General features: G+C 68.7%; 20 protein-coding genes. 1 reads left to right on the forward strand and 19 read right to left on the reverse strand.

The window, feature by feature from the left end; genetic code table 11:
* Positions 1-148 precede the first annotated feature (148 nt).
* Complete coding sequence (locus tag QNM97_RS13075; protein ID WP_283823057.1) at positions 149-727, forward strand: M23 family metallopeptidase; 579 nt, start codon at positions 149-151, stop codon at positions 725-727.
* Positions 728-732: 5 nt separating this feature from the next.
* Here the strand turns inward: QNM97_RS13075 and QNM97_RS13080 are convergent, their stop codons facing one another.
* The 19 genes from QNM97_RS13080 to QNM97_RS13170 all read right to left on the reverse strand — a co-directional run bounded on the left by QNM97_RS13080 (position 733) and on the right by QNM97_RS13170 (position 18,291).
* Positions 733-1,716 (reverse strand): tyrosine recombinase XerC, encoded by a 984-nt coding sequence (locus QNM97_RS13080; protein ID WP_283823058.1) that lies wholly within the window; start codon positions 1,714-1,716, stop codon positions 733-735.
* A gap of 100 nt (positions 1,717-1,816) precedes the next feature.
* On the reverse strand, positions 1,817-2,710 hold the full coding sequence (locus tag QNM97_RS13085) for a siderophore-interacting protein (RefSeq protein WP_283823059.1): 894 nt from the start codon (positions 2,708-2,710) through the stop codon (positions 1,817-1,819).
* A gap of 70 nt (positions 2,711-2,780) precedes the next feature.
* Positions 2,781-3,908 (reverse strand): DNA-processing protein DprA, encoded by a 1,128-nt coding sequence (dprA, locus tag QNM97_RS13090; RefSeq protein ID WP_283823060.1) that lies wholly within the window; start codon positions 3,906-3,908, stop codon positions 2,781-2,783.
* The gene (locus tag QNM97_RS13095; protein WP_283823194.1) at positions 3,905-5,419 is read right to left on the reverse strand and encodes a YifB family Mg chelatase-like AAA ATPase; all 1,515 of its coding nucleotides are present in this window, start codon (positions 5,417-5,419) and stop codon (positions 3,905-3,907) included. The genes dprA and QNM97_RS13095 overlap by 4 nt, the downstream gene beginning before the upstream one ends.
* Positions 5,420-5,438: 19 nt before the next feature.
* Positions 5,439-5,846: a YraN family protein gene (locus QNM97_RS13100; protein WP_283823061.1), complete on the reverse strand. Its 408-nt coding sequence runs from the start codon at positions 5,844-5,846 to the stop codon at positions 5,439-5,441.
* A 166-nt stretch (positions 5,847-6,012) separates the two neighbouring features.
* Positions 6,013-6,324: a DUF2469 domain-containing protein gene (locus tag QNM97_RS13105; protein ID WP_006371311.1), complete on the reverse strand. Its 312-nt coding sequence runs from the start codon at positions 6,322-6,324 to the stop codon at positions 6,013-6,015.
* On the reverse strand, positions 6,321-7,049 hold the full coding sequence (locus QNM97_RS13110; RefSeq protein ID WP_208790894.1) for a ribonuclease HII: 729 nt from the start codon (positions 7,047-7,049) through the stop codon (positions 6,321-6,323). Before QNM97_RS13110 ends, QNM97_RS13105 begins: the two co-directional genes overlap by 4 nt.
* A gap of 75 nt (positions 7,050-7,124) precedes the next feature.
* Positions 7,125-8,015 (reverse strand): signal peptidase I, encoded by an 891-nt coding sequence (gene lepB, locus QNM97_RS13115; RefSeq protein WP_283818922.1) that lies wholly within the window; start codon positions 8,013-8,015, stop codon positions 7,125-7,127.
* Between the two features lie 18 nt (positions 8,016-8,033).
* Entirely contained in the window at positions 8,034-8,375 is a 342-nt protein-coding gene (gene rplS / locus QNM97_RS13120) for a 50S ribosomal protein L19 (RefSeq protein ID WP_208790892.1), read from the reverse strand.
* 208 nt (positions 8,376-8,583) lie between these two features.
* Positions 8,584-9,678, reverse strand: coding sequence for a hypothetical protein (locus QNM97_RS13125; protein WP_283818923.1), 1,095 nt, complete (start codon positions 9,676-9,678; stop codon positions 8,584-8,586).
* 7 nt (positions 9,679-9,685) lie between these two features.
* Positions 9,686-10,018, reverse strand: a complete 333-nt coding sequence (locus tag QNM97_RS13130) for a hypothetical protein (RefSeq protein WP_283818924.1) — start codon at positions 10,016-10,018, stop codon at positions 9,686-9,688.
* Positions 10,015-10,389 (reverse strand): YbaB/EbfC family nucleoid-associated protein, encoded by a 375-nt coding sequence (locus tag QNM97_RS13135; protein WP_283818925.1) that lies wholly within the window; start codon positions 10,387-10,389, stop codon positions 10,015-10,017. The genes QNM97_RS13130 and QNM97_RS13135 overlap by 4 nt, the downstream gene beginning before the upstream one ends.
* A 67-nt stretch (positions 10,390-10,456) precedes the next feature.
* Positions 10,457-11,155 carry a tRNA (guanosine(37)-N1)-methyltransferase TrmD gene (gene trmD / locus QNM97_RS13140; protein ID WP_283818926.1) on the reverse strand — a complete coding sequence of 233 codons (699 nt, stop codon included), beginning with the start codon at positions 11,153-11,155 and terminating at the stop codon, positions 10,457-10,459.
* A 16-nt stretch (positions 11,156-11,171) separates the two neighbouring features.
* Entirely contained in the window at positions 11,172-11,732 is a 561-nt protein-coding gene (gene rimM / locus QNM97_RS13145; protein ID WP_283818927.1) for a ribosome maturation factor RimM, read from the reverse strand.
* 14 nt (positions 11,733-11,746) lie between these two features.
* Positions 11,747-11,989 carry an RNA-binding protein gene (locus QNM97_RS13150; protein WP_208790887.1) on the reverse strand — a complete coding sequence of 81 codons (243 nt, stop codon included), beginning with the start codon at positions 11,987-11,989 and terminating at the stop codon, positions 11,747-11,749.
* Positions 11,986-12,444 (reverse strand): 30S ribosomal protein S16, encoded by a 459-nt coding sequence (rpsP, locus tag QNM97_RS13155; protein ID WP_208790886.1) that lies wholly within the window; start codon positions 12,442-12,444, stop codon positions 11,986-11,988. The genes QNM97_RS13150 and rpsP overlap by 4 nt, the downstream gene beginning before the upstream one ends.
* Positions 12,445-12,889: 445 nt before the next feature.
* Positions 12,890-14,017, reverse strand: coding sequence for an amidohydrolase family protein (locus tag QNM97_RS13160; protein ID WP_283818928.1), 1,128 nt, complete (start codon positions 14,015-14,017; stop codon positions 12,890-12,892).
* Positions 14,018-14,025: 8 nt separating this feature from the next.
* Positions 14,026-15,591, reverse strand: coding sequence for a signal recognition particle protein (gene ffh, locus QNM97_RS13165; protein WP_208790884.1), 1,566 nt, complete (start codon positions 15,589-15,591; stop codon positions 14,026-14,028).
* Positions 15,592-15,696: 105 nt separating this feature from the next.
* Positions 15,697-18,291: a [protein-PII] uridylyltransferase gene (locus QNM97_RS13170; protein ID WP_283818929.1), complete on the reverse strand. Its 2,595-nt coding sequence runs from the start codon at positions 18,289-18,291 to the stop codon at positions 15,697-15,699.
* Between the last annotated feature and the right edge of the window lie 11 nt (positions 18,292-18,302).

The raw sequence follows: 18,302 nt of genomic DNA on the forward strand, positions 1-18,302 counted from the left end.
CGAGGTGCCCGATCAGCATACGCGTACGCCCAGCACAGCTCCAAAATCCGACCTGCGCAGCTCTGCGGAATCGCGGCCGTGCAACCGTTCCGCGGAATTCGTTCGGCCCGAAGGGAGCGGATCGTCGGTGCGCTGCGTCTGATCTGTCATGACCATTCTCCTGCGCCTTCGGCGCCCCCTCGTCATCGGCGTGGTCGAACTCGCCGTCGTGGTGTCGTTGCTGATGGCGATGCCCGCGCTCGTCGGCGCACAGCCGATGTCCGCGGCGAATGTCGCCACGCCACCGGGTTCGCGGTACTCGGCGCCGCTGCCGCCCCGGCCGACGGTGGTCCGCGGGTTCGACGAACCGACCCAGCGCTGGCAGCCCGGGCACCGTGGAATCGATCTCGCCACCACCTCCGGCGCCGCGGCTCTGGCCGCGGGTGACGGGATCGTCCGCTTCGCCGGGGTCGTGGCGGGCAAACCGACGGTGTCGATTGAGCACGGCGACGGGATCATCACCACCTACGAGCCGGTGCGCGCCGGCGTGCGTCGGGGTGTCCGGGTGCATCGCGGACAGGTGATCGGGACGATCGAGGCGGGCCACCCAGGGTGTGAGGCTGCGGCGTGCCTGCATTGGGGAGCACGACGCGGAAGCGGCCGCGCCGCGGATTATCTCAACCCGCTGGCACTCCTCGGCGCAATACGGGTACGACTCAAACCGCTCGACGGGCTGCTGTCACCGTGAGCGATTCACGCGCGGGGGTGGGCCTGCCGATGAGCGGCACGCAGGCGTTCGACGCTGACGTGGGTGTAGAGCTGGGTGGTGGCGAGCGAGGAGTGGCCCAGCAGCTCCTGCACCACCCGCAGGTCGGCGCCACCCTCGAGCAGATGCGTTGCGGCGCTGTGGCGCAAGCCGTGCGGGCCCATCCGCGGTCCGTCGATCGCGGCCACGGCCGTGGCCACCACGGTCCTCGCCGTGCGCTGGTTCAGGCGTCCGCCCCGCGCACCGAGCAGCAGCGCCGCACCCGAGCCGTCGGTGGCCAGGCGGGGGCGACCGAGAGACAGCCAGGCCTGTACGGCGTGGTCGGCGGGTACCCCGAACGGAACGGTCCGCTGCTTGTCGCCCTTGCCGATCACCCGCAGGACGCGGCGACCGGTGTCGACGTCGTCGAGGTCGAGTCCGCACAACTCGCCGACGCGAATCCCGCTGCCGTAGAGCAACTCCAGGATGACCCGGTCGCGCAGGGCGATCGGGTCAACGTCGTCGCCCTCGGCGGCCAACTCACCGGTGGGCGCCGACGAGGCCGCGGACACCGCGGCCGCGGCTTGCTCGGCGGTCAGCACCGCGGGCAGGGTGCGGTGCGCCCGAGGCGCCTGCAGGCGGCTCGACGGATCACTCGCGAACAGACCTTCGCGAACGGCCCACGCACAGAAGGTCTTCGCCGAGGACACCTGACGGGCGACGGTGGTGCGGGCGGCGCCGCGACGCGTGTGTTCGGCCAGCCACGCGCGCAGAAGGCCGAGATCGATCGCCGAGATCGACGCGCCACTCGCTCCGGCAAAACTGATCAGTCCGCGAACGTCACCGGTGTAGGCGCGGATCGTGTGCTCGCTGTGCCCCTTCTCGAATCGCAAATACTCGGCGAAGTCGGCCAGCACCGTGGACCCGCGTCCGACGTCGGCGCCCGCACCGTCGACGACTCCCGGCCCATCGATGCCGTCTGCCTCGCTCATGCCCCGAGCACATCGCCCGACCGCCGATCCGGCAACCACACACGCCGTGTCGTTGCCGGATCGGTACGGCCGGACCCGATCGTGACGGGTCGAGGTGGCCTCAACGGACGAGGTTGCGCACCCGTTGTCCGAGCCCCGGCTTCTCGGAGCCTTCCTCGGTCTCGCGGAGTTCGGCCTTCCACTGCCGGAATCCCTCCTCGGTACGGCCGCGTCGCCAGTACCCGGAGATCGATGCGTTGGCCGCGCTCACCCCGCGCTCCTTGCGGACATAGGCGCGCAGGTTGTGCATGACGGCCTGCGCCTCTCCGTGGATGAACACCTGCGGCTCTCCCTCGAGCCAGGCTGTCTCCCGGACCGCGGCGACGAGCGGCGCGTTGTCACCGGCCTTGTCCTCGCCGACCTCACCTGCCCCGCCACCGCGATGCAGCCAGGTGATCTCGGCACCGGCGGGTGCGCTCAACTCGAGTTCATCGTCGGGACCGGCGACCTCGATGAAGACCTTGGCAACGGCATCGGACGGCAGTGCCTCGAGTGCCGCGGCGACGGCGGGCAGCCCCGCCTCGTCACAGGCGAGCAGGTGCCACGGTGCGGCCGGATCGGGGTGATATCCGCTTCCCGGGCCGAGGAAGTGGACGGTGGTACCAGGTTCGACACTCGCCGCCCAGGGCCCGGCGAGGCCCTCGTCGCCGTGCACGACGAAGTCGATGAGCAGTTCTCGACGCTCGGCGTCGACCTTACGCACGGTATAGGTCCGCAGCGTCGGTTGTTGTTCGGGCGGAAGCGATCTCGATGCCCGAGGGTCGAAGTCGTCGGGGAACTCCACCCCCTCGGGCATGAAGATCAGCTTGACGTACATGTCCGTCTCGGCGCGTCCGTCCTTGCCGACGGCGGGCACGAAGTCGTCGAATCCGTCGCCCCCGAGAAACAGTCGCACCATGTGCGGGGTGATCTGTTCACGCCGCAGGACCGTCATCGTGTTCACTCGCTTGGCCATGGGACCTCCTTCACCCGAACCACAGTACGCCGGGTTAGGTCAACCTAACCTGTGGGTCCGGGTGAGGACGTCAGGCCAGGCGCCACCCGCTGCCCTCCATGGCCACCAGACCACCGAGTTCCAGCACGGCAAGCGCCGCCCGGACCTCGCCGATCTCCACGCCTGCCGAGAACACCACCTCCTCGACCGTGACTGCGCCACGACCAGGCAGCGCATCGTGGACGCGCTGTTGAACCGGCGTGAGTCCATCGGTACTGCGTGGTGTTCCCCGGTCGGCGACTCCCCCGCCGTCGGGGACCGCCATCGTCCGCACGGCGGCAGCATCGGCCACGAGTGCGGCGCGTCCGTCGGCGATCAGCTCGTGACAGCCGACCGAGGTCGCCGAGGTCACCGGCCCCGGCACCGCACCGAGCGGCCGCCCGAGTTTCACCGCCCACGCGGCGGTGCTCACCGCACCCGAGCGAGCACCTGCCTCGACCACCACCACGGCGTTGGACAAGGCGGCGACGAGCCGGTTGCGGGTGAGGAATCGGTGACGGGCCGCGGTGGTGTGCGGTGGGTACTCGGAGACGATGACGCCGCGGTCGGCGATCTCGGCGAGCAGCCGGGAGTGCGCTGCGGGATAGTCGCGGTCGATGCCGCATGCGAGTACCGCCATCGTCGCGCCGCCACTGGCGAGCGCCGCGCGATGGGCCACCCCGTCGATCCCGAACGCGGCACCGGAGACGATGCCCCATCCGTGCTCGACGAGTTCCTCGGCGAGCAGGCCGGTGACGTGCTCGCCGTAGGACGAGGCGGCACGCGATCCCACGAGGGCGATCGAGGCCGCCGCGAGATCGTCCAGCCGGGCCGGGCCGCGCGCCCACAGCGCCAGCGGCATCCCTCCGTGTTCACCGGTGTCGGCGTTCGCCAGCGCCAGCAGCGAGAACCCCGGCCATTCGTCGTCGTCGGGGGTCACCAGCCGCGCACCGCATTTCTCGGCGACCGCCAGGTCCGACTCCGAGCGGTCGTCGCCGGCACGCGCCTGCGTCGCCTTGAGCACGGCCTCGTGCCCGCGCGGCACCTGCCCGCGCGCGACGGCCGCCGCGGCCTCGAGGACACCGATCTCGGCGACCAGTGCCGTCAGCGGCACACACGGCGGTTCGGCGACGCGGGCCAGATAGGCCCACGCGCGTCGTTCGGATTCGGTCGTCGTCATCGATAGCTCCCCCGATCGCGGTAGAGAAGTGCTTGGGCCACTTCGGTTTCGGTGGGCACCGTGCCCCCTGCCAGGTCGGCCAGCGTCCAGGCCAGCCGCAGCGCGCGATCTGCGCCGCGCGCGGTGAGTCGCCCCTCGCGCAGACTCAGGTCCACCGGCCGAACGACCTTGGGCGGCAGCCGGAAACGCCTGCGCAACGCCGGCCCGGGTACCTCGGCATTGGTGCGCCAACCGAATTCGCGCCACCGCTCGGCAGCGGCGCCGCGTGCAGCGGTGACCCGCGCGCGGATGTCGGCGCTCGACTCACCGGTCTCGGTGGCCAGCGCGACGTTGCCGGGCGGATCCATCCGCACCCGGATGTCGACGCGATCCATCAGCGGTCCCGACAGTTTGCCCAGATAGCGCCGTCGGACCACCGCACTACAGATGCATTGCACATCCCGCGTCGGTGCGCACGGACACGGGTTGGCGGCCAGGATCAACTGGAACCGTGCGGGATAGACGGCCACCCCGTCGCGCCGCGGCACCTTGACCACCCCCTCCTCGACCGGTTGGCGCAGGGAATCGAGGACTTTCGGACCCATCTCGGCGCACTCGTCGAGGAACAGCACCCCGCGGTGGGCCAACGACACCGCCCCCGGTCGCGCCATCCCGGTCCCGCCACCGAGCAGCGCGGTGGTCGTCGTCGTGTGATGCGGATCGATGAACGGCGGCGCACTGACCAACGGCGACCCCGGCGAAAGCACCCCCGCGATCGAATGGATCGCGGTCACCTCCAGCGACTCCTCGTCGTCCAGTGGCGGCAGGATCCCCGGCAACCGCCGCGCCAGCATCGTCTTCCCGATCCCGGGCGGCCCCGTCATCAACACGTGATGGCTTCCGGCAGCGGCGATCTCGAGCGCATGCCGCGCCTGCGCCTGGCCCACCACATCGACCATGTCGGCAACCGCGGCCACCGGCGGCGGCACCGCATTCTCATCGACCGTGTCGAGCACGAACGACCCCGCCAGCCACCGCACCACCTCCCCCAACGTGCGCGCCCCACCGACCTCGATCCCCGACACCAACGACGCCTCGGCCACCGTCGCCAACGGCACCACCGCCCGCGCAAACCCCGCATTCCGCGCCTCGATCACCGCGGGCAACACCCCGGCCACCGGCCGAATCCCGCCGTCGAGCGCCAACTCCCCCAACATCACCGTCGAGGACAACTTCACCGGCGAAACCTGGTCACGCGCAGCCAGAATCGCCACCGCGATCGCCAGATCATGCGCCGAGCCACGCTTGGGCATCGTCGCCGGCGACAGATTGACCGTCACCTTCAGATCCGGAAACGTGAACCCCGAGTTGGTGATCGCCGCCCGAATCCGATCCCGGCCCTCCCGCAACAACGCATCGACGTTACCGCCGATCGCAAACGACGGAAGCCCTTGCCCCACATTGGCCTGCACCTCGACCGGCTTGGCCTCGAACGCATTCAAACCCACCGAATGCGTGCGCCCCAACGACATACGCGCCGGCACCAGATCCTCACTCGGTGATACCGACATGATGGCGCACCTCCGCCCGCTCCATCGCCGACGGATTCGACCGATCCAATTGCACCGAGATGACGTCGAACCGAATGCCGGGCCACCACATCTTCTGCTGCGCCAACCACATCCGCGTCAACTTACGCATCCGCGCCAACTTGTCGGCCGTCACCGCAGCCACCGGGTCGGCGAAGACCCGTGACGCCCGCGTCTTGACCTCCACCACCACCAACCGACGTCCGTCGAAGGCGATCAGATCCAACTCGCCGTAACGATTACGCCAATTGCGTTCCAGGATCGTCCAACCCAACTCGGTCACGAACTCGGCCGCCCGATCCTCACCGAGCCGGGCCACCTCCGCCCGCCCCAGACGACCACCCCGGGCTCTCACAGGTTCCGCTGTCATGACGACAACGATCGCCCCTCACACCCACACCACCGACCACCACGGCCCACAACACCCCCACCACCGTGCACACGGCGAAAACTGTGGAGAAATCAGGCAGGAAAAACCCAACCACGAGGCGACGTCAGATCACGCATCGGCTCGCAGACGGCGGTCACAGCCGGGTTCAGGGCTCGTCGGGCAACCGCAGCTCGGGCTTCTCGAGTTCCTCGATGTTGACGTCCTTGAAGGTGAGCACACGCACCTGCTTGACGAACCGGGCCGGGCGGTACATGTCCCATACCCAGGCATCGCTCATGCGGAGCTCGAAGTAGACCTCGCCCTCGGCGTTACGGGGCACCAGTTCGACGGCGTTCGCGAGATAGAAGCGGCGCTCGGTCTCGACCACGTAGGTGAATTGGCCGACGATGTCCTTGTACTCGCGATACAGGGACAACTCCATCTCGGTCTCGTACTTCTCGAGATCCTCAGCGCTCATCCTGTAAGCCTATCGCGGGACGCGTGGTCGTCGGCGTCGGGCGCGACCGCGCCGACACCGGGCTCACCGGTGTCGAGCAGCCGCCGCGACGCGACGTTGCGGTAGGACATCCGGTGTTGCGCAGAAGGTCCGAGTCGGTCGAGACAGGACATGTGTAGCGCGGTGCTGTAGCCCTTGTGGACGGCGAACGAGTAGCCGGGCACCTCGCCGTCCATCGCGACCATGATGCGGTCACGGGTCACCTTCGCCAGGATGCTGGCCGCGGCGATACACGCGGCCGCACCGTCGCCGCCGATGACGGGGAGCGAGGGCACCGTCAACCCGGGCACCGGGAAGCCGTCGGAGAGTACATATCCCGGAACGACGTCGAGCCCGGCGACCGCACGGCGCATTCCCTCGATGTTGGCGACGTGAATGCCGATCCGGTCGATCTCGTGGGCCTCGATGACCACCACCGACCACGACTCGGCGTAGCGGGTGACCGCACGATAGAGCTTTTCGCGCGCCGCCTCGGTCAGCTTCTTGGAGTCGTCGAGCTCGGCCAGCGAGGCGAGCTGGGTGGGCCGCAACACGCATGCGGCGACGACCAGCGGCCCGGCACATGCGCCGCGCCCGGCTTCGTCGACTCCGGCGACCGGCCCGAGCCCGCTGCGGTGCAGGGTGAACTCGTAGGTCCGCAGAGCCGCGGCGCGACGGACCGGGAATCGTGGTGGCCACCGGCTCATCGCGTCACCCCGCAGGCCGACATCGACACGGGTGACGCCGATCGGGCGGGTACGTCGCTGATCATGGCGTGCCGCTCACTGCTGCGGGTCGACCGAGCCCACACCGCCCATCCGGGAGAACGGGTAGATGATGAACTGCGTCTTGCCGCGGATGTCGTCGACCGGGACCGTGCCATCACTGCTCGCGGTGATGTGATAGCGCGAATCCGAGGATCGGGTGCGATTGTCGCCCATCACGAACACGCTGTTCTTGGGCACGATGATCGGACCGAAATCCTTGCCCAGGCAGCTGTTGAGCTTGCCGTCATCACCGATCGCGCTCGGCGTGGCGGTGCCGTTGGCGAGATTCTGCTGCTGCAGCGCCATGTTGACGTAGGGCTCCTTGAGAGCCTTGCCGTTGACCTTCACACCGACGCCCTCGCTGTTGCGGCATTCGATGGTCTGCCCGCCCACGGCGATGATGCGCTTGACGTAGTCGTTCTCGTCCGGTGGTGCAAAGCCGAACCAGGACAACGCATCCTGCAGATGGTGCACCACCGGATTCGAGGAACGCGGCGAGACCCAGCCGTCCTCCCCCCACGAATCGGGGACCTTGAAGACGACGACGTCGCCGGGCTTGGGGTCCCCGAACGTGTAGGAGAGTTTGTCGACGAAGATCCGGTCGTTGGAGCAGCCGGTGCACCCGATGAGGGTGGGCTCCATCGACTCGGAGGGGATGACGTACTGACGACCGATGAAGGTCTGCAGAATCCAGCTGATCAGCAGGACACAGGCGACGATGATGATCGTCTCCCGCAGCAGCGAGCCCTTTTTCTTCTCGGGCTTGTCGCTCGTGGTCCGCCACGGCCGCGAGGTACGCGAACCGTCATCGTCGGAGGGATCGGCGCTGCCCGACGGATCGGTGCTGCCGCCGCCGTAGGCGCGGTCGTCCCCGGCGCCGTCGCCGTCGCGATAGGTGTCAGCCACGTCGTCAGGGTAGACGCGTCAGCGCTTTTCCTTGATCTTGGCCGCCTTGCCGCGCAGATCGCGCAGGTAGTACAGCTTCGCGCGACGCACGTCGCCGCGGGTGAGGACGTCGATCTTGGCGATGGTGGGGCTGTGCACCGGGAAGGTACGCTCCACGCCGACGCCGAAAGAGACCTTGCGGACGGTGAAGGTCTCGCGGATGCCACCGCCCTGGCGGCGGATGACGACGCCCTTGAAGACCTGGACGCGCTCCTTGCTGCCCTCGATGACCTTGACGTGGACGTCAAGGGTGTCACCGGGACCGAATACGGGGATGTCGTCGCGCAACGACTGCTTGTCGATGGTGTCCAGGATGTTCATGTGTCGTGGTCCTTATTCTGGCGTGGCGTGAACAGAGGAACCTGGCGGCCCACCCTGATCCCCGGGGATCACCCGAGGTCAGGAGTGTGGTTCGACCGGTTCGTGCTCCGAGTCATGGTGTGCGCCCGGATGGACGTCCGCTGGGGACATCGGCATCAGGCAACCCGACTATTGTGCCAGACGACCCCCGGCCCGACGAAATCGCCGGTCACGGCCCGGTGGCATCGCGCGACGACCGCGACGCGGTGGCGACCAGCGCGGCTCCGGACGCGGCGATCACCGCTCGGGAGTGCGCCGACGGAGGTGACGCGGTGGCGACCGCCAGCGGGATGGCACCGGAGTTCTGCATGTGGTGCAACAGCGCGATCTCCGGGGCACGCCCATCGCCGACGAGTTCCTCACCGGTCCGTATCGACATGCCCCGACGCAGGTAGGGCACCGGGTCGCTGGTTCCGATCACCACCATCCGACCGGTCTCCGGGTGCTCCCCCACCCCCACGGCGATCTGCACCCACGATCCGACGGCACCGGGCAGTGACGCCTGGACGGCTGCCGCCCGGCGGGCGAGCGCGTCATACTCGGCGCGCGTCAGTTCGGGAGCCTCGCCGGGCTCCGCGTCATGGTCGGATCGTGCGCCGGCCGCGACGCGCCGGACCGCCGCACCTGCACCCGCCCCCGCGCCGGCGGCGGCCGCGCCGAGTCCGGCGAAGCCGCCCATCGGCATCATCCCGCTCGTGGCGGCCGCGGCGCTGCCGGCCCGGTCGTCGGTGTGATCACCGGCGCCCGACGCCACCGGGTCGGATCGCTCGAGGGTGAGTGCCCCGGACTGTTCGGTGTATTCGTCGCCGGCTGCCGTCAGGGCCATCCGACCGGCACTGGCGGCCCGCACGGCGGGTGTGTCGTCGCCGAGCGACGCCGCGAGCGCACCGATCATCCGGTCGCGGTCGGTGATCGCCGTGACCAACTCGACACGCAGACGTGCCGTGGCGGTCAGGTCGGCGAACGCCTCGACGGTATCGGCGGCGGTGGCCATTGCTCGCGCGGTCGTGGTCAGCACGGCGTCCTCGCCGCCGACGAGGCGATCGCGTCCGTCGAGAATCGCCCGGGTGAAGCGGCCGGCCCCACCCTCGACGTCGCGAAAGGCGGTGGCGAGGTCGGCCGCGATGTGTTCGAGACGCCCACGCAGCACGGCCAGCGAGGACACGACCTCACGCATGGCCGCGTCGTCGCTGGTGGGCCAGCATCCGGGGGCGAGGCTCTCGGCCAGCGCGCGGGTGTCACCGCTCGTCGGTTGCCCGCTCATCGCACCGTCATCGCTGCCGCCCACGAGTGTCGAGCCCGCGCGCCGCGCGATCGTCGGTGTCGACGAGGTCGCGGGTGCCCGCGTCGATCAACGCCGCGTGGGCGGTGACGTCGCGGACGGCACTGGCCACCGTGCCGGCGAGTGTGCTCGCGACGTCGGCGAATCCGCTGCGGAACCGCAGCGCGCCGGGATCGTCGCCGAGTGCCGAATCGAGTTGCGCCAGTATCGATTCGAGGTCTACTCCGAGTTCGTCGAGGTGGCGGGCCGCGGTGGTCAGTGCGGCTTGCAGCGTGCCGGTGACGTCGGTGTCGACGTCGATACCGTGCGGGTCGGCGGTCATCGGGCGGACGGCTCGATGTCGGTGAGGGCCGGCGTGGCCGTCGTCGCGGCGGTGAGTAGTTGTGCGCGGTGGGTGCGCAAGGTGCCATCGGCGTCGGCGACGAGTCCGGTGATCAGCTGCGCGAGTTGCTCTCCCCGATAACGACGCATCGCCGATGGGGCGATGTCGAGTTCGATCAGCACGCCGCGCGCATCGACGGTCACCGACACCGCGCGGTCCGGGCTGGTCGCCGTGGCGGTCAGCTCGGCGACGGCCTCGGCCACCCGCTGCACCTCGCCGCGCTGCCGGTCGACCTCATCGAGCATGTCTGCCCAGCGCGCACCGATCATTCGACTGTTGCCGGAGTCCCCCACCGTCGCCTCCCCACTCACGCGGATCGGTCGATCATATCCCCCGAATCCGACATCGGCGGGGCGGGAATCCACAGGCCTGGACGGGTCAGGGATCGGGGTGATCGGCACCCGACAACAGGTCGGGGCGGCGCTCTCGGGTGCGCTGCATCGACTGCTGGTGACGCCAGGCCGCCACCTTCGCGTGGTCGCCGGAGAGCAGGACCGGTGGCACCGGAAGGTCCCGCCAGATCTCGGGCCGCGTGTAGCTGGGACCCTCGAGCAGGCCGCCGGAAAACGAATCCTCTTGGTGGGAGCGGGGATTGCCGAGGACACCGGGTATCAGCCGGACGGTGGCCTCGATCATCGCCATCGCGGCCACCTCCCCACCGATCAGCACGAAGTCGCCGAGTGAGACCTCCTCGACGCGCACGCGGCGCGCCGCATCATCGAAGACCCGCTGGTCGATGCCCTCGTAGCGTCCGCACGCGAACACCAGATGCGCATGGTTGCTCCAGCGATGAGCGGCGGACTGATCGAACGGCACACCGGCCGGGGTGGGGACGACGAGCAGCGCGTCGTCGGGGCACACCTCGTCCAGACACGGACCCCACACCTCGGGTTTCATGACCATGCCGGGTCCCCCGCCGTACGGCGAGTCGTCGACACTGCGGTGGACGTCGTGTGCCCACGCGCGTAGATCGTGCACTCCGAGCTTGATGATGCCCCGCTCGATTGCCTTGCCCAACAACGCAACCCGAAGTGGCTCGAGATACTCGGGAAAAATACTGACGACGTCTATGCGCACGCGGGCGATTCCTTGCTCACCGAGCCGGGTCCTCCGCGTCGTCGTCACTGCCGGTGTCACCGTCACCGTCGTCGATCAGGCCGGGCGGCGGGTCGATCTCGATGCCCTCGAGGGTCACCGTCGGCACGATCTCCCGGACGAACGGGATCAGAATCTCCCGATCGGCGTCGGTGCGTACGACCAGGATGTCGTTGGCCGGCAGATGCAGAACGGAATCGACGACACCCACGGCCACACCGTCGATCGTCGAGACCGCGACGCCCTCGAGTTCGTGGTCGTAGAAGGCGTCGGGGTCGTCGCCCGAATCGACCTCCGCGCTGTCGATGAGGAACAGCGTGCCACGCAGGGCATCGGCGGCCGACCGATCGGTCACCTCGGCCAGCGACAGCAACAGCCGCCCGGAATGTTCCCGGGCGGCTGTCACCGTGAAACTGCGCTCGCCTGCGCCTCGCGGCAGTCGGCCGAGCAGGGTCGTCCCGCGCGCGAACCGCTCCTGCGGCTCATCGGTGCGGACGTCGACGACGAGTTCGCCGCGAATACCGTGCGACTTGGCCACACGGCCCACCACGAGCTCCATCGGGCTCGGAGAGATCAGCGGTCGGTGTCGACGATGTCGACACGCATCCCGCGCCCACCGATACCCGAGACGAGGGTACGCAGCGCAGTCGCGGTACGGCCGTTGCGGCCGATGACCTTGCCGAGATCCTCGGGGTTCACGTGAACCTCGACCATGCGGCCACGACGACCGGTGATCAGCTCGACGCGAACGTCATCGGGGTTGGTGACGATGCCGCGGACCAGATGCTCCACCGCATCGGCGACGACAGCGCTCACGCCTGGGCCTTGTCCTCGGCGGCGGATGCGTCGTCAGCGGCCTCTGCCGGTGCGTCGTCCTTCTTGGGGGCGGCCTTCTTCTTCGGGGTGGTCGCCTCGGCGACGGGCTCGCTGTCGGCGGCGGCGAGCGCAGCGTTGAACAGGTCGAGCTTGGAGGTCTTGGGCTCGGCGACCTTCAGAGTACCCTCGGCGCCCGGGAGGCCCTTGAACTTCTGCCAGTCACCGGTCACCTTGAGGATGGCGGCCACGGGCTCGGTCGGCTGCGCGCCGACGCCGAGCCAGTACTGGGCGCGCTCGGAGTCGACCTCGATGAGGCTCGGCTCTTCCTTCGGGTGGTACTTGCCGATGGTCTCGATGGCGCGGCCGTTACGGCGGGTGCGCGCGTCGGCGACGACGATGCGGTACTGGGGGTTGCGGATCTTGCCGAGCCGCGTGAGCTTGATCTTGACAGCCATGTCTTCATCTTTCGTGTGGTCACTGCGCAATTCAGCGACCCCACCGGTTGTGGGGCCCGGTTTTGCGATCTGTCTCGGTGTGACCGTCGGGCGGTGCGTGACCGGGTCCGACGAACCAGCAGATCATTGTGCCAGACCGGGTGAGTGAGGAGAAATCGAGTGAATCCTGCCCGGCCGGGCGACCCCGCCGGAAGTGCGGACATGCGGTTATCCACCCCGCGAAAGATAACCGCATGTCCGGCTTCATGTCGGCCCGTCTCGCGCATTCGCGTCGATCGGACTCGCCCCGTGGCCGGGCCGCCCAGACGGCCCGGATGCAGTTGCGGACTGATCACGCCTGCAATGCATCTGTGACCCTACCGAACAGTAATAAAACGCACCAATGGACAACGGGTGATTTGGATCACAAATCACCCGTGCGCAGAGGCCCCAGTGACAGGTGTGATCAGACGTGGATTCCGGAGCAGACGACCGCTCGGGGATGCCGGAGTACGCCGAGATCGGAGACCGGATTCTCGTCGAAGATCAGGAAGTCGGCACGATCGCCGTCGTCGAGTAGGTCGGCACCCAGCCACCGACGCGGCTCGGTACTCGCCGCCGCGATCGCACCACGCGCACCGAGACCGATGCCGGCGAGACGTTCGACCTCGTCGACGATGCGCCCGTGTCCGACGAAACCACCGGCATCGGTACCGGCGAAGATCCTGACCCCCGCCTCGCGCGCGGCGGCAAAGGTGTCCACCGCACGGGCGTGCAGGGCGCGCATGTTGGCCGCGTACGTCGGGAACCGGTCCGCCCCGTCCGCGATACCCGGGAAATTGTCGACCTGAATCATTGTGGGCACCAAGGCAATAGAGCGCTCGACCATGGCATCGAGGTGATCGGCGGTCGCCCCGGTTCCGTGTTCGATGCAGTCGACTCCGGCGGCGATGAGGTCACCGAGCGCATCGGTACCGAAGACGTGCGCGGTGATCCGCACCCCGGCATCGTGAGCGGCACGAACCGCGGCATCGAGCTGCGCACGGGTCCACAGCGGCGCGAGATCACCGACCTCACGGTCGATCCAGTCGCCGACGATCTTGACCCAGCCGTCGCCCGCGGCCGCCTGCCGCGTCACCTCGTCGGCGAGTTCGTCGGGATCGTCGAGATCCACACCGTAATCACGCAGGTACCGTTTGGGCCGCGCGATGTGCTTGCCCGAACGGATGAACCGCGGCGCCAGCGGGTCGTCGTCGAGCGGGTGGGTGTCCAGTGGTGAGCCGACTTCCCGGATCAGTAGGGTGCCCGCTGCCACGTCCTGCCGTGCGAACGCCCGCGCCTGATCGATCGTCACCCCGAGCCCGGGGGCGATGCCGACATGATTGTGGGCGTCGACGAGCCCCGGCAGAATCCAGACATCGTCGGCAGCGGTCTGCGCGTCGGCGATCGGTTCGGTCCGGATGCGACCGGCTCGCACCCAGAACTCGACCGGTTCGTCGGTGAGCGGGTCGCGCCCCCGGTAGTGCCGCGGCCCGCCGTGGTCGATCGGGGAATACTGGACCGAGTCGCGTTCTGCTGCAACGTCTCCGGGCATCGGACAGGTTACTTCTTCTTCGGCTGCTGGAACTGGGAGATGTCGATGCCCTCGAGTCCGGGCGGGAGCTGGTCGAGTCCGGCGGGCATGTTCGACAGATCCGGGAAACCACCGGGCATCCCCGGGAAGCCACCGCGCACCTTCGGCGGCGTGGGTCCGCGGCCCTTGGTCTTGCCCTTCTTCCCCTTGCCCTTCTTGCGGTTGGTCTTGCGGCCGGGGCCCATCATCCGTCCGGACATCTGCGCCATCATCTTGCGGGCCTCGAAGAAGCGGTCGACGAGCTGATTGACCTCGCTGACGGTGACACCCGAGCCGTTGGCGATACGCAGACGCCGAGAGGCGTTGATGATCTTGGGGTTGTCCCGCTCGGCCGGCGTCATACCGCGGATGATCGCCTGTACGCGGTCGAGCTGCTTGTCGTCGACCTGCGACAAGGCGTCCTTCATCTGCCCCGCTCCGGGCAGCATGCCGAGAATGTTGCCGATCGGACCCATCTTGCGGATCATCTGCATCTGCTCGAGGAAGTCCTCGAGGGTCAGATCACCCTGGGTGATCTTGGCGGCGGCCTCTTCGGCCTGCTGGGCGTCCCAGTGTTCCTCGGCCTGCTCGATGAGCGAGAGCACATCACCCATGCCGAGGATGCGGCTGGCCATCCGGTCGGGGTGGAAGACGTCGAAGTCCTCGAGCTTCTCACCCGAAGAGGCGAACATGATCGGCTGGCCGGTCACCTCACGCACCGACAGAGCCGCGCCACCACGGGCATCGCCGTCGAGTTTGGTCAGCACCACGCCGGTGAACCCGACGCCCTCGGCGAATGCCTCGGCGGTGGTGACCGCATCCTGACCGATCATCGCGTCGACGACGAACAGCACCTCGTCGGGACGGGTCGCGTCGCGGATGTCGGAGGCCTGCTTCATCAGCTCGGCGTCGATACCGAGACGACCCGCGGTGTCGACGATGACCACATCGTGGTGCTTGGCCCGGGCCTCGGCCACACCGCCGGTCGCCACCGACACCGGGTCACCGGCGGTCACCCCGAGCGGATTGGTCCCGATCGGGGCAGCCTCACCGCTGATGCTGGTGCCCGCATGCGGCGCGAACACCGGCACGCCCGCGCGTTCACCGACGATCTTGAGCTGCGAGACCGCGCCGGGACGCTGCAGATCGCAGGCGACGAGCAGCGGGGTGTGGCCTTGCTTCTTGAGCCAGGCGCCGAGCTTGCCCGCAAGCGTCGTCTTACCGGCACCCTGCAGGCCGGCGAGCATGATCACCGTCGGCGGGGTCTTGGCGAACCGGACGCGGCGCGTCTCGCCGCCGAGGATCGCCACGAGTTCCTCGTTGACGATCTTGACGACCTGCTGGGCCGGATTCAGCGCCGCCGAGACCTCGGCACCCTTGGCGCGTTCCTTGATGCGCGCGATGAACGCACGCACCACCGGAAGCGACACGTCGGCTTCGAGCAGCGCAAGGCGGATCTCACGGCAGGTGCGGTCGATGTCGGCGTCGGAGAGGCGGCCCTTGCCGCGCAGATCCTTCAGCGCACCGGTCAACCGATCGGAGAGGGAGTCGAACATTCCACCATCTTTCCATGACCGGCTCGTGCGGCGCCCGATGCGGGTGCGCGTCGCCCGCCCACGTCGACACGGCGGGCGCCGCCCACCGCTCGATCCCGCGTGGCGTCAGCTGATGGGCACTCCCGATCGCCCGCTGCTCCCGTAGCTCGCCGGCCCCGGATCGTCGTCGGATTCGGTATGCGGACGCGGCGGCGGACAGACCGCGAGCACCGCCTCGGCCAGCTCGGCCCGGCGCTCGGGGGTGTCCTCCCCCAGCATGAGACAAAACGTATCGACGACCGTGTTGCCGAGGGTGGCGACCTTGGCCCAGCGCACCACGACGCCGGCGTGTTCGATGACGTCGCTGACCCGGCTCAACAATCCGAGCCGGTCGTCGGTGCGCAACTCCATGAGCACCCCACCGTCGAGGTCCGCCGACGTCCACAACACGCGCGACGGCGCGACCGCGAACAGTGCGGGTACCGCGTTGGCGGCGACCGTTGCGGGATCGTCGGATGCGCCCTGCGCGACCGCCACGGCCCCAGGGGTCGCGACGATCGTGCCGATCGTCGGCGTCGGCGACTCGCGTTCACGCTTGTCGAGCCGCTCGAGCACGCTGAACTTGCCGTCGACGGTCGCCATGAGCTGCTGGCGCAACAGCCCGGCTTCGGGCGGTGTCCCGAACACGGGCACCACCACGAAGCTGTTCACCGCGCGATTCTCGTAACCCTGGACCGTCGCCGACAGCGAGCGCAATCCGTTGAGCGCCAGCACGCCGGCCATCTTGGAGAGCATGCCCGGATGATCGGGGGCGACCATCAGTACGGAATAGGTGTGCAAGCCGTCCGTCGGGGTGATGCGGACCGCGAAGTCGTCGCTGCGCGCCAGCGCGATCATCTCGTCGGTCAGCGGTTCGGGGGTCGGTAATTCCTCGCCGTCGAGCAAGCGCGTCGCCCGCCGCACCAGGTCGGTGATGAGTGAGGCCTTCCAGTCACCCCACACGCCCGGGCCAGTCGCCAGCGAATCCGCCTCGGCGAGTGCCGCGAGCAGTTCGAGGAGCAATCGGTTGTGTCCGAGCTTGTCGACGACTTCCTCGGCAGTGGCCGGGTCGTCGAGGTCTCGGCGGGTGGCCACCGTCGGCAGCAACAGGTGATGCCGGACCATCTGCGACAGGATCGTCACGTCCTGCGGCCACAACCCGATCCGGTTGCCGACCTGGATGGCGAGTTCCGCACCGACGATGGAATGGTCTGCGCCGCGGCCCTTTCCGAGATCATGGATCAGAGCGCCGAGCAACAGCAGATCCGGTCGGGTGACCCGGGTCGTCATCGCGCCGGCGTTGACGGCGGTCTCGACCAGATGCCGGTCGACGGTCCACGTGTGCACCGCATCACGCGGAGGCAGGTCGCGCACCGCACCCCATTCGGGCAGGAGCCGACCCCACAGACCGGTCCGATCGAGGGCCTCGATCGGGGCGACCATGTGTGGCCCCGATCCGAGCAGCACCAGCAGATCCCCGAGCGCCTCGCTCGGCCACGGCTCGCGCAACTCCGGGGCGTAGTCGGCCAGCCGCGACAGGGTCGACGCGCTGATCGGCAGACCGGTCCGCGCCGACGACGCCGCCACCCGCAGAATCAGGCCCGGATCCTTACTGGGAATGGCGTTGCGCGCCAAGACGATTTCACCGTTGTGCTCGACGACGCCCTCATCGAGCGGCCGCCGGATCGGTGAGCGGCGCAGTTTGGCCAGACCGCGTCGTGGCAGTGCATTGCCCGCGGTCCGCAAACCGACATCGGTGGAGTACCCGATCGTGCGCGCGGCGTCACTGATGACCCGCGCGAGATCGAAACGGTCCCCGAGGCCAAGCGCCGCACCGATCTCGTCGGCATCCTGGGCACGCACCTGTTCGCGTGCTCGGCCGGCGATCCGATGCAATTCGGTACGGATGTCCAGGAGTCGGTGATAGGCGACCTGCGGCCCCGCACCGGGCGAGTCGGGCCGCAGGTTGGCCATGCCGTCGGTCAGTTGCGCGATCGACAACGCACCGAGCAACTGCACGTCGCGGAGGCCGCCGCGACCGTTCTTGAGATCCGGTTCGGCGCGATGGGCGATGTCGCCGCTGCGCCGCCACCGATCCCGGGCATGTTCGACCACCGCGGGGAAACGCGTGCGGATCTCCGAACGCCATTGCTGACGTACCCCACCGATCAGCAACGATGACAGATCCTCGTCACCGGCGATGTGTCGCGCCTCGAGCAGGCCGAGTGCGGCCGTCACGTCCTCGGAGGCCACCTGCAGCGCCTGCGGAACCGTGCGCACGCTGTGATCGAGCGCGATGTTCGCGTCCCACAACGGATACCAGAGGCCGTCGGCGACCTCCGAGACCCGCTCGGGTGACTGATCCTCGTAGAGCAGGATCAGATCGAGATCCGAATGTGGCAGCAGCTCACCGCGTCCGAGCCCGCCGACGGCGACGATCGCCAGCCCGCTACCGGGTTTGATCCCGAGTTCGGCGCCCTTGCTGGTCAACCAGAATTCGTGCAGGTCCACGAGCACCTGACGCAGGCCGGGGGCGTCGAGTCGATTGGGGCCGGACGCCTCGGTCAGCTGGCGTCGGGTTGCCGCGAGATCCGTTGCGGCAACCGGTGTCTGGGAAGGACGCGGCCCCGCGCCCGAATCATCATCGGACGCGGGGCCGTGACCAGTGCTCACGAAGGGCATCGGGCCCTCTC

Source organism: Gordonia sp. L191 (assembly GCF_030077625.1).
Taxonomy (GTDB): Bacteria; Actinomycetota; Actinomycetes; order Mycobacteriales; family Mycobacteriaceae; genus Gordonia; species Gordonia polyisoprenivorans_A.

Bases quoted from the DNA above. Each gene is read 5' to 3' on its own strand.
- rplS (WP_208790892.1), bottom strand. From the start codon at position 8,375: ATGAACATCCTGGACACCATCGACAAGCAGTCGTTGCGCGACGACATC.
- rpsP (WP_208790886.1), bottom strand. From the start codon at position 12,444: ATGGCTGTCAAGATCAAGCTCACGCGGCTCGGCAAGATCCGCAACCCC.
- QNM97_RS13075 (WP_283823057.1), top strand. From the start codon at position 149: ATGACCATTCTCCTGCGCCTTCGGCGCCCCCTCGTCATCGGCGTGGTC.
- ffh (WP_208790884.1), bottom strand. From the start codon at position 15,591: ATGTTCGACTCCCTCTCCGATCGGTTGACCGGTGCGCTGAAGGATCTG.
- QNM97_RS13100 (WP_283823061.1), bottom strand. From the start codon at position 5,846: ATGACAGCGGAACCTGTGAGAGCCCGGGGTGGTCGTCTGGGGCGGGCG.
- QNM97_RS13110 (WP_208790894.1), bottom strand. From the start codon at position 7,049: ATGAGCCGGTGGCCACCACGATTCCCGGTCCGTCGCGCCGCGGCTCTG.
- QNM97_RS13160 (WP_283818928.1), bottom strand. From the start codon at position 14,017: ATGCCCGGAGACGTTGCAGCAGAACGCGACTCGGTCCAGTATTCCCCG.
- QNM97_RS13105 (WP_006371311.1), bottom strand. From the start codon at position 6,324: ATGAGCGCTGAGGATCTCGAGAAGTACGAGACCGAGATGGAGTTGTCC.
- QNM97_RS13085 (WP_283823059.1), bottom strand. From the start codon at position 2,710: ATGGCCAAGCGAGTGAACACGATGACGGTCCTGCGGCGTGAACAGATC.
- QNM97_RS13125 (WP_283818923.1), bottom strand. From the start codon at position 9,678: ATGAGCGGGCAACCGACGAGCGGTGACACCCGCGCGCTGGCCGAGAGC.
- QNM97_RS13130 (WP_283818924.1), bottom strand. From the start codon at position 10,018: ATGACCGCCGACCCGCACGGTATCGACGTCGACACCGACGTCACCGGC.
- QNM97_RS13170 (WP_283818929.1), bottom strand. From the start codon at position 18,291: ATGCCCTTCGTGAGCACTGGTCACGGCCCCGCGTCCGATGATGATTCG.
- rimM (WP_283818927.1), bottom strand. From the start codon at position 11,732: ATGGAGCTCGTGGTGGGCCGTGTGGCCAAGTCGCACGGTATTCGCGGC.
- QNM97_RS13080 (WP_283823058.1), bottom strand. From the start codon at position 1,716: ATGAGCGAGGCAGACGGCATCGATGGGCCGGGAGTCGTCGACGGTGCG.
- dprA (WP_283823060.1), bottom strand. From the start codon at position 3,908: ATGACGACGACCGAATCCGAACGACGCGCGTGGGCCTATCTGGCCCGC.
- QNM97_RS13095 (WP_283823194.1), bottom strand. From the start codon at position 5,419: ATGTCGTTGGGGCGCACGCATTCGGTGGGTTTGAATGCGTTCGAGGCC.